Source organism: Microcoleus sp. PH2017_08_TRC_O_A (assembly GCF_020738665.1).
Lineage (GTDB): Bacteria > Cyanobacteriota > Cyanobacteriia > Cyanobacteriales > Microcoleaceae > Microcoleus.
Genome location: NZ_JAEQCE010000142.1, coordinates 1 through 9,145 on the forward strand (window position 1 = coordinate 1; position 9,145 = coordinate 9,145).

Here is a 9,145-nt window from a genome sequence, read left to right on the forward strand (position 1 = left end):
TGTTGCCAGCACCAATAATGCCAATTTTCATTTCATTTTCCTTTTTTGATGTGCAAACTTTTACTTAGATCGTTCAATTGATTTTTGCTGCCCAGTTAAACAATAACCAACGACTGCGATCGCAATCGTGAGCAGTGCTGCCACAACGTTTGGATAAATCGAGATTCCACCCAATTCAGGCTCACGAACGGTTCCCAGAACCGGATCGTTGAGGAAACCATAGGATGTTCCAGGCCAAAACCCAGCGCCAATTAGCCCAACCCAAAATGCAGATCCGAGAAATGCAGCCAAACCCATTGAAAAGCGATCGCTGGTGGGACGCACTTTTAAAATTGCTAACGCTGCAATTCCTAGAGAAGCCGCCGCAAAAAAAGACATTGCACAGTGAAGTTTAGCGTGGGGAAGCCATGCTGGGTTATTCATATGCCCGTTTGCCAATAAAACTGCATCCACTCCAATTGGGATGATCAGCGTTGACAGTGCAGCAGCACTCAGCAGCCCCTTGGCAAATTGTGGTTGAGCCATAATGAGTTTTTCTCATGTAGATTGCATTCAACTAGGCAACATCGTCGTCATCATCTTTTCGAGTGCTTTTGGATCTTTGAGTAATTGCGCTGCCATCTCTATTTTGTCACGCTTCCCAGTGTTAGAAATACTGGGAAGTTCAGTTTCTTTGCGTACTGATTCTTGCTTCAATGAATCCTTTAAGCCTTCGCCAGTTGGCTTTAGCAACTTTCCATTGAACGATTAAATGCAGCGCGATGAATGCTAGGAATGTGTAGGAAAGCCAGAAATGAAGTGCCCGACCGAGTTCAACCATCTTCGCATCCTGCGGAAATACATCGGGTAGCACTAATCCAAAAAACTTGACCCCGTTGGCTCGAAAGGAATTAGAAAGAAGAAACCCTGCGATCGGGACTGCCCACATAAAGATATACATCAGCGTATGCAACGCAAAATTCTTGAGCCATTGCAGAGAAAACTTAGGCTGCCGTTTCGTGTACTTCTTCCACACCACCTGGAGCAAGGTGAGGATGCGCCAAGTCAGAAGTGCCATCGTCAATACCCCGATCGATTTATGAAAGTCGTAGAGAATGTCTCGAAAGTCATTTCTGGGCATCTGTGACATAAACGTACCGACAACAAACAAAACCAGATAACAGCTTGCCATCCACCAGTGAACTGACATCAACCGTTGGAAAGCAGAGTTGAGCCTGGGCTTCTTAGGTACAGTCTGCAATGAACTCATAGCGGGTTTCTCCCTTAATTTCGCCTCATTATGATCGGTTCCCGTTGAAGATGATTAACTGGGCAGCATCGTTGCCATCATCTTTTCGAGTGCTTTTGGATCTTTAAGCAACTGTGCTGCCATCTCTTTGGCTTGTTCTCCAGGATAGACATCTTCAACTTCATCGATCACGGCTTGCAAGGCTTCTTGAGCAACAACTTTTGGAGACACTTTCGGTGGTGGAAAGTTTCTACTTACTTCTGTATCGACCGTCCCAGGCATCACACCGACAACCAACGTACCTTGCGCTGCCAACTCAGCCCGAACACCCTGAGTCATTAATATTGCCGCAGCCTTAGAAGCACAGTAGGACGCATTCATCGGAAAGTTAACTTTTCCGAGAATACTGAGCATGTTGACGATCGCTCCACCGCCATTGTCCTTTAACACTGGAGCAAAAGCGCGACACATCGCGAGCGTACCAAAGTAGTTCACTTCCATCTCGGCTCTAGCACTAGAAAAGTCAGTCGCAGAAATAAAACCCTTGAGCAAACCGATTCCAGCATTATTAATCAAAAGAGTGACATCCCGGTAGGTTGCTGCTGCGGTGGTTACGGACTGTTCATCCGTAATGTCTAACGAAATTGGAATAATCCGCTCTGGATCAATCGCAACGATGTTAGTCAGAGAATTTAGGTTCCTCGCCCCTGCATAAATCCGAGAAACACCTGCTGTTCGCAATGCTTCCACATAATATCGACCAATGCCACCATTTGCTCCTGTTACAAGAGCGATTGAATTTGTAACGTCCATGATTTCTCCTAGAATGATTAAATGCCTACAAAATACTACCGTTCATTTGAATGGTCTATTCGTTCACCCATCGCGAATTATCCGAAACCAATTATTCAAGCACGTCTGCGATGTCATGCAATATCAATATCAATTAAGGGCGGGAGGCGAAAGTTTTGGTGCAAGTTCTGGAGCGGGCAACATGGGTAAAGGTTCTTCAGAGGTTTGCATATCTAGATTCTGTGTGTAAATCACTTGATAGAGTTGGGGTTCTGCCTTAACAACAAGCCCTTGAAGACGCTTTAAATGATCGGCAAACTCAGGGCTATTTCGCATCGCGACATAATCTTCTACCGATGCAAAATTAGCGTAGTTTGCAGCTCGTGTCCGATCAAGGCTAATGTGCAGATTGGCTGTATAACTGCCTGGGAATTGACCTTTCAATCTCTTGTACTCGGCAACTTGAGTAGAAACAAACTGCTCAGTTTTTTCAGGATCTAGTGTAAATATGTTGATGAGAACAATTCCATCGCCAACTCGGATAGGGTTGACCGGGAATCCATTTTCTAGTTGCAGGTTATCCATGAATCCATTCCTTTAATTTGGGTTTGAGTTAGTTGATTTATGGGCTAAATGCTTTGCATCAGGAGGATAAAGCCAGAGCTTAAACAATCGCGTTACCTGAGGCATAATGACCCAAGTCATCAACGGCATCATGATGGCAATGCTTACAAGTGTTGCTAGCCAAGCAGGGAGTCCATTTGTGATTGGTTTCAGCAGAATCGGCATCAGAGAAATGACTGGATAGATACCGATCGCGCTAACAATCGCAGTTTTCCATTTAGGGGGTGGAAGTGCATTCGGCACTTCAGGCAGAACGAACCAGGCTTCTAAACCATTAACCCGCAAAACTTTTGGATCGCCGATAGTGAGTGCATCTGCCCTAGCAATCCAGCCCTGACAAATGGGAGATTCTTCCCACTCTTGCAAATGAACAACGGTGTCGAAGCGCAGGATCAGTTGCCATGCACCACGCTTCGTTGTGGGATATAAAACTTCACCTCCTGCATAGCCCGGAAAGGTACTAGCTGCAAGAATGACACCTCGCACTGCCTCTTCAAATACAGATTCAAATCCCGGCTTAACGTGCCGAGTAATCGCCACAACTCCAGCAGGAGACTTTACCACTGTCAAAATTTCCCCATCCAAGCGCCATGAACTAAAATGTAAGTGCTTGTTATTAGATATCTTCCCTCCGTGTTTCGCATTTAAGATAAGCCAACCCAAATCGTTTTATTTTGGAAGTAAAATGATAAAGTTTATTTTCCGCCTTACCTCAATACGAAACCAAGCTTAGCAAAGATTTCTGCCGAGTCAAAATCTTGTTAGAAAAATCCAGATTAATCATTGATTCTTGCCCCATTTATTAGAATCTTGCTATGAGGCTGGACATCAAAAGTGTTTCGGCACAATCAGCTCATTAAATTGGTTTTGACATCGCCTTGACGATTTTAGTGACTAAGCTACGTGGCGTGAAGCGCAGACTTTGAACCATCAGCCAGTTTACAATGCCTGGGATGTACACCCTCTGACCACGTTGCATGGCTCGATAGCCTAGAGCAGCTACCTCCTCTGCGATCGGGAGATTCTTGTTTTTGACGAGCGCCGAGGCGTGCATATCGGCTTTGTCTTGGAAACCAGAAGCCGTCGGCCCGGGACAGAGCGCCGTCACGGTGACACCTGTCCCCTCAAGCTCAGCGGCAATTGCTTCTGAGAAACTCAGGACAAATGCCTTGGTGGCGTAATACACAGCCATGTATGGGCCAGGTTGAAATGCAGCGGTTGAGGCAGTATTAATAATCTTGCCGTTGGTAGCCAGGAGGTCAGGCATGAAGAGCTTCGTCAATACGACGATCGTGTTCATATTGATCTGCATCATTGCCAGTTCCGATTGTAGAGTCGAGTCTTTGAACTCGCCAAAGGTGCCATAGCCTGCATTGTTCGCTAGTGCGCTCAGCATGAAGCCACTGTTCTTGATCTCCTTGTACAAGTTGGCGGCTCCTTCATGGGATTCCAAGTCGGCGGCGATGACAGTTGCGGTGATGTTGTATCGTTCTTTCAGATAGGCAGCTTGAGACTCCATTTTGCTGAAACTGCGCGCCGCCAGAATCACGTCATAACCGTCTTGAGCAAAGTTCTCGGCGAGTGCTTTTCCAATCCCTGATGAAGCGCCTGTAATCAGGGCTATTTTGTGGTTACTACGCATAAAAAATATCCTTGGTCGTAAACGACAGACAAATGGCAACCAATCCAAAAATCACGAGAGAAACCCTGAAACTAACTGATTGAATTTTTGAGGATGCTCAATCGAACTCCAATGACCACACTCTTCAATAATTTCCAACCGAGCATTTGGAATGATTTTAGCGGCATTCTGAGCATGGGTTACAGGAACCATCGGGTCTTGTCTACCCCAAACAATTAGGGTCGGAGCCACAATAGTCCCTAATCTTTCAGTAATCGACTGGTGAAATTGTCCCCAGATGTTGAAGTTTGAACGACCGACGTTTAATGTTGCTTCTGACGCGCCAGGAATCGTCGCCATTTGATAAAACTCCTTGACGATCTCGTCAGTAATGAGGTTTGAGTCATAGACCGCCTGCTTACACAACATTGCCACACCCGATTTACTTGGCGAACTCAATAATCTGCCTAAACGTGGAAACGTTGAGATCCGCAACAGAAAATTGATTTCTTTACCTAAACCAGCACTGCCAACCAGAATAAGTCGATCAACTAACTCTGGAAAGTTCAGCGCAATGGTGAGTGCCACTCCACCACCCGCAGAAGTTCCAATCAAGCTCGCTTTAGAGATGTCTAAAGCCTTCATGAAATCCCGCGTGAACTGCGCCATGAAGTCAAAGGTGTAATCAGTATCCGGTTTATCGGATTGACCCGCACCGACCATATCAAACGCATATACACGATGATGAGTGGCTAATTCAAAGATATTGTGCTTCCACAACTCAATATAACCGCCGCCACCATGAAGCAAGATGACCGTGTTGCCTGAATCACCAGTTTGCCAGTATCGGGTATTCACTGAACCGACTTTGACATATTGGTCTTGCAATTGATCAGTACTATTCATCAAGCCCCCTTACCTAACATTGCGGGTACGTCAATTTCCTTAATACAAGTAGCTCGTGACAAGGAGAGAATGCAATCAATAATTCTTAGAAGATCTGTTAGAGGAATTGCCTCACCGCCTGATAGATTATCTGCGGCAAGATCAGCCAAAACTTCGGGTGTGCCGACATTGCCAGGATTAATCACTGTGACACTGATTTGCTGCGATCGCAACTCTTCACGCAATGAATGCACAACACCCCGCAACCCGAACTTAGAAGCACTATTAGCAACCTCTCGTCCTGGGAAATTATCCCGACCGGAGAGCGCACCCATAAAAATGATTTTTGGATTATCTGATCGTCGGAGGGCAGGTAGTAAAGCTTTAACCAACCGAATCGGAGCCAATAAATTCACTGCAATCACTTGGGTAATGTCCGCATCAGAGCAATCTTCAAACTTGTACTGGCTAGTAAACGCATGGGTTTCCCAAGTGCCTCCCATGTATAGGAGTGCATCTAAAGAATCTTCCCCGATCGCTTTTGCCACTGTTTCCACACCCCCTATGTTAGACAAGTCTGCCTGAATCCACTCCCCGATCGGCGACTCTGTGCGAGAAACTGCTAGCAAGCGATCGCACTGAGATGATAAATGTTCAGCAACGGCAAGCCCAATGCCACGGCTCGCGCCAGCCACAAGAATCGTCTTGAACGACATATTATGTTCTCCTGTTTAATTGAAACAAAAACCGAACTTGGTAATTCCTGGAAATTCGAGATTAAATTGTTCGGCGAAATACTCGGCGTGAAAGGTTTGGTATGGCTTAAACCCAATAGACTCATAGGTATGACGAGCCACATCGTTCCCATTGATGACCATAATTCCTGCGTGAGAATGCTGCTGCGATCGCCCTTCCTCTAGGAGCGCTCTGAGTAGCACTTTTCCTAATCCTCGACCTCGTGCTTCTGGCAAGACGGCAACATTTTCAATAATCCAAGGTGCTTGAGGGGTTAGAAAAAACGGTCGCAAATCGCCACCCCAAAATTGGATATAGCGATCGCGAAAGTCCGTTTCAATATCCTTAGACCAGTTCAAATCTTTTGCGATCATATCCAGATGGGATAAGCGCAACGGGCAGTAATCTTCCAAGTTTGGTGTGTAACCTGCTGCCCCTGCAACCGGTTTTCCCTGTTCCTCCACAATCAAGAAATCAGTCACATTCCCCCAGTTAGAAGCACCTGCCCTCAGTTCCGCCTCAATGAATTGCAATGCGCTTGTTCCAGTACCTTGCAAAATGTCCTCCCAAAAGCAATGATTCAAAGGAGGTAAGGAAGCTTCGTACTCGATTCTGGCAAGAAAAGGAATATCCGCGATCGTGGCTTTGCGAGTGTTTAGAGTCGTTTGCATGACAGCCTCCTTGAGAAAAATCCCCATAAAAGATACAGTCTGTATGTATCTAAAATATCGACTCTTTCCAATCCTGTCAAGATACATACTGTATGAATGTCAAGCAACCTGCTATGCCCACTAAACTAACCAAGGCTGAACAAACCTTACGTACCCGCCGTGCCATCCTTGTTCGGGCGCGTCATCTCTTTGCAACCAAAGGGTATGCAGCCACCGGAACCGAGGAAATTATCAGCGAGTTGGGGATTACTCGTGGGGCGTTGTATCACCAATTCAACGATAAGCTGGGAGTCTTTAAAGCTGTGATTGCCGAAGCCTATGGCGAGATCACAGGCTACATCAGAAGCAAAATACAGCCCCTAGACAACAATTGGGAACAGTTGGTAATCGGTTGTCAGGCATTCTTAGAGATTGCACAGCAAGAGGAATTGCGACGATTGGTGTTCATTGAAGCCCCAGCGGTTTTGGCGGCAGACACCTTAGTCGAGTTCGACCAGTATGGGTTTGGATTGCTCTATGAGGCAATCCAGATAGCCGTCAAGGAGGGAAAGCTAAATACGATCGATGTGGAGGGCTTTGCTCATTTAGTAAATGGTTCGCTGAATGAGTTGGCAGCGTGGGTCGCGCAATCCAATGATCCTAAACGGTTAAAAACGGCTCAACAATTGATCGAGACGTTACTAACTCGGCATCAAGTCTGATGCTCTGATTGGTTATGCTGCGACTCAACGTGGTGTTTATCCAACCATTCTCGCCACGCAGTTCTATTTTTTGGCTTGATAGTGTCGATAATATCCATTAACCTTCACTCTATTTCCTGCATAACAACTCGATTGAGGGCATTATGTGTTTTTAGGTACATTCGATTGGTTAGACTTACCTTACCCACCCAATATTATAAAAAAACTCATCAGTATTGTGAAATGCGACATAGACCGAAACATAACTTGCAAGGCACAGCCAGATCACCCTCAGTAAAATGAAGAACGTAGCTCGTCGTTGGCCGATACCAACACAACAGGCTAGACTAGCAAATCCAACAGCAAGTCCAGCCACCGTATCTACTGCACCGAGAATTGGGCTACGCATCAAAAAGTAGATCGTGGTAAAGATGGCGAACAATACCCAACCAACTCCTTCAAAAATTAGGAACGTCCGGCGGCGTATTGAACGCTCTGGTAAATTTGCCACAATAGACAGAGCCATGAGCGAAGTGACATTTAAGAAGAGCCACATGGGGGCAAACAACCAATCAGGCGGTGAAAATTGCGGCTGCTCAAAGTTGTTGTAGAAAATCTTGTCACCACCATAACCGACTGGCAGCGCACTCACCAAGTTCGCAATCACGAAGATGACGAGGGCGTGCCACCAAAGGAAGACACGACTTTCGATGACGGGCTTAGGGTTGGTTTTAGTGTCGCTCATTTCTGTTCTGGTGTTAGCTAACTAAGGTACTGATACATCAATTGCGAGAAAAAGTCTAATACCTAAGCCGACTCAATTATCCGCATAACGCTTGAGCTAAGCCGCCCCGCGTCGGGGTCGGCTTGAACGAATGTTAGGCCGCAATCACGCTTGTCTGGAAGTATTGCACAACCTCTGTCAGGTCTAGGGCAACGTAATCCTTGGTATGCGACTCCTCAAAGTGACGTTTGAATGCGGCTTCATCGTCAAATCTCTCCCATAGTATTAAGCGGAGAGGAGTTGTTGTGTCTTGATGAAGCTGAAATATGGAACAACCTGGCTCTTTGAGGGTCTCGGCGCATAAGATCGTTAACGAATCTATTGCCTCTTTGGCCTGAGATTCTTCTTTGATGCGAAGTTCGGCGGTAATGTAGTAGCCAGGAGAAAAGTTACTCATATTAGGTTTTCCGTTGTATGTAGTTGCCGCAAGAAAGTTTGAAAGAAAGTCCGATCTGGAATTTCTACCTTGCTGCCTAAATTCTCAAACGAGCGGCGGCAAGCAACCTTGAACTCAGTCATTGACCCTCAACCGTCTGCTGCATTTGATTGATTATGCTGCTCAACGTTGCAAAGCTTTCAACCCAAGGTTGGGAAATAGCTGACTCGTAACAGCGAACTGCACCCATGCACTTGCTAAGGTTTCTAAAGTGCGTGCTACCAGAAGATTACCTGCATCAACTGGTTTGTAACCGCAGTCTTCAATGAGACTTGCAGCGATTTGTTTTGCTTCAACGTCGTCACCACAGTAAAAAACGCTAGGAAAATCAGCACCGAATTGTCTTGAGTCTGAAGCAATAATTTCAGCAAATGTAGTATTGAATGCCTCAACAACTTTTAAGTCTGGCTGAATTCCACTCACACAAGTAATGACAATTTTTCCATCCAAAGAGCCAGCCGCATGAATGACCTCTTCCAATGCTGGCAGCCAAACAGCTAGTAAGATAATGTCTTGTGCTGCTGCCTCTTGAATTGTTCCTGCTTTTGCAGTCGCCCCTGCCGCTGTTGCCAGCTCAAGCAGCTTATTTCGATCTCGTGAGTAAGAAAAGACGACTTCATGTCCTGCCTTTGCCCAAAGTTTACCCAACCCAGCACCCATGTTGCCAGCACCAATAATGCCAATTTTCA

13 protein-coding genes are annotated in these 9,145 nt (G+C 45.9%); 1 reads left to right on the forward strand and 12 read right to left on the reverse strand.

Annotated features, from left to right (window positions below):
- Positions 1-60: 60 nt before the first annotated feature.
- The 9 genes from JGK22_RS31455 to JGK22_RS31495 form a co-directional block, all read right to left on the reverse strand.
- Complete coding sequence (locus JGK22_RS31455) at positions 61-525, reverse strand: hypothetical protein (RefSeq protein WP_293208860.1); 465 nt, start codon at positions 523-525, stop codon at positions 61-63.
- 139 nt (positions 526-664) lie between these two features.
- Positions 665-1,249, reverse strand: coding sequence for a cytochrome b/b6 domain-containing protein (locus JGK22_RS31460; protein WP_293186960.1), 585 nt, complete (start codon positions 1,247-1,249; stop codon positions 665-667).
- 54 nt (positions 1,250-1,303) lie between these two features.
- On the reverse strand, positions 1,304-2,041 hold the full coding sequence (locus tag JGK22_RS31465) for an SDR family oxidoreductase (RefSeq protein ID WP_293186961.1): 738 nt from the start codon (positions 2,039-2,041) through the stop codon (positions 1,304-1,306).
- A 129-nt stretch (positions 2,042-2,170) separates the two neighbouring features.
- The gene (locus JGK22_RS31470) at positions 2,171-2,605 is read right to left on the reverse strand and encodes a hypothetical protein (protein ID WP_293186962.1); all 435 of its coding nucleotides are present in this window, start codon (positions 2,603-2,605) and stop codon (positions 2,171-2,173) included.
- A 12-nt stretch (positions 2,606-2,617) separates the two neighbouring features.
- Positions 2,618-3,208, reverse strand: coding sequence for an antibiotic biosynthesis monooxygenase (locus JGK22_RS31475; RefSeq protein ID WP_293186963.1), 591 nt, complete (start codon positions 3,206-3,208; stop codon positions 2,618-2,620).
- Between the two features lie 292 nt (positions 3,209-3,500).
- The gene (locus JGK22_RS31480) at positions 3,501-4,286 is read right to left on the reverse strand and encodes an SDR family oxidoreductase (protein WP_293186964.1); all 786 of its coding nucleotides are present in this window, start codon (positions 4,284-4,286) and stop codon (positions 3,501-3,503) included.
- Between the two features lie 51 nt (positions 4,287-4,337).
- A complete protein-coding gene (locus JGK22_RS31485; RefSeq protein ID WP_293199194.1) occupies positions 4,338-5,171 on the reverse strand; it encodes an alpha/beta fold hydrolase in 834 nt (277 codons plus the stop codon).
- Positions 5,171-5,866 carry an SDR family NAD(P)-dependent oxidoreductase gene (locus tag JGK22_RS31490; protein WP_293186966.1) on the reverse strand — a complete coding sequence of 232 codons (696 nt, stop codon included), beginning with the start codon at positions 5,864-5,866 and terminating at the stop codon, positions 5,171-5,173. Before JGK22_RS31490 ends, JGK22_RS31485 begins: the two co-directional genes overlap by 1 nt.
- 15 nt (positions 5,867-5,881) lie before the next feature.
- The gene (locus JGK22_RS31495) at positions 5,882-6,556 is read right to left on the reverse strand and encodes a GNAT family N-acetyltransferase (RefSeq protein ID WP_293199196.1); all 675 of its coding nucleotides are present in this window, start codon (positions 6,554-6,556) and stop codon (positions 5,882-5,884) included.
- Between the two features lie 92 nt (positions 6,557-6,648).
- On the opposite strand from JGK22_RS31495, the gene JGK22_RS31500 reads away from it, so the two are divergent.
- Positions 6,649-7,257, forward strand: coding sequence for a TetR/AcrR family transcriptional regulator (locus tag JGK22_RS31500; RefSeq protein ID WP_293186968.1), 609 nt, complete (start codon positions 6,649-6,651; stop codon positions 7,255-7,257).
- 175 nt (positions 7,258-7,432) lie between these two features.
- Here JGK22_RS31500 and JGK22_RS31505 read toward each other — a convergent pair whose 3' ends face one another.
- The 3 genes from JGK22_RS31505 to JGK22_RS31515 all read right to left on the reverse strand — a co-directional run.
- Positions 7,433-7,981 carry a TspO/MBR family protein gene (locus tag JGK22_RS31505; RefSeq protein WP_293186969.1) on the reverse strand — a complete coding sequence of 183 codons (549 nt, stop codon included), beginning with the start codon at positions 7,979-7,981 and terminating at the stop codon, positions 7,433-7,435.
- Positions 7,982-8,114: 133 nt separating this feature from the next.
- On the reverse strand, positions 8,115-8,417 hold the full coding sequence (locus JGK22_RS31510; protein ID WP_293186970.1) for an antibiotic biosynthesis monooxygenase: 303 nt from the start codon (positions 8,415-8,417) through the stop codon (positions 8,115-8,117).
- Between the two features lie 162 nt (positions 8,418-8,579).
- Positions 8,580-9,145, reverse strand: a 566-nt coding sequence (locus tag JGK22_RS31515; protein ID WP_293314450.1) for an NAD(P)-binding domain-containing protein, incomplete at its 5' end; no start/stop codon positions are given.

Bases quoted from the DNA above. Each gene is read 5' to 3' on its own strand.
- JGK22_RS31495 (WP_293199196.1), bottom strand. From the start codon at position 6,556: ATGCAAACGACTCTAAACACTCGCAAAGCCACGATCGCGGATATTCCT.
- JGK22_RS31460 (WP_293186960.1), bottom strand. From the start codon at position 1,249: ATGAGTTCATTGCAGACTGTACCTAAGAAGCCCAGGCTCAACTCTGCT.
- JGK22_RS31510 (WP_293186970.1), bottom strand. From the start codon at position 8,417: ATGAGTAACTTTTCTCCTGGCTACTACATTACCGCCGAACTTCGCATC.
- JGK22_RS31505 (WP_293186969.1), bottom strand. From the start codon at position 7,981: ATGAGCGACACTAAAACCAACCCTAAGCCCGTCATCGAAAGTCGTGTC.
- JGK22_RS31465 (WP_293186961.1), bottom strand. From the start codon at position 2,041: ATGGACGTTACAAATTCAATCGCTCTTGTAACAGGAGCAAATGGTGGC.
- JGK22_RS31485 (WP_293199194.1), bottom strand. From the start codon at position 5,171: ATGAATAGTACTGATCAATTGCAAGACCAATATGTCAAAGTCGGTTCA.
- JGK22_RS31455 (WP_293208860.1), bottom strand. From the start codon at position 525: ATGGCTCAACCACAATTTGCCAAGGGGCTGCTGAGTGCTGCTGCACTG.
- JGK22_RS31500 (WP_293186968.1), top strand. From the start codon at position 6,649: ATGAATGTCAAGCAACCTGCTATGCCCACTAAACTAACCAAGGCTGAA.
- JGK22_RS31470 (WP_293186962.1), bottom strand. From the start codon at position 2,605: ATGGATAACCTGCAACTAGAAAATGGATTCCCGGTCAACCCTATCCGA.
- JGK22_RS31480 (WP_293186964.1), bottom strand. From the start codon at position 4,286: ATGCGTAGTAACCACAAAATAGCCCTGATTACAGGCGCTTCATCAGGG.
- JGK22_RS31490 (WP_293186966.1), bottom strand. From the start codon at position 5,866: ATGTCGTTCAAGACGATTCTTGTGGCTGGCGCGAGCCGTGGCATTGGG.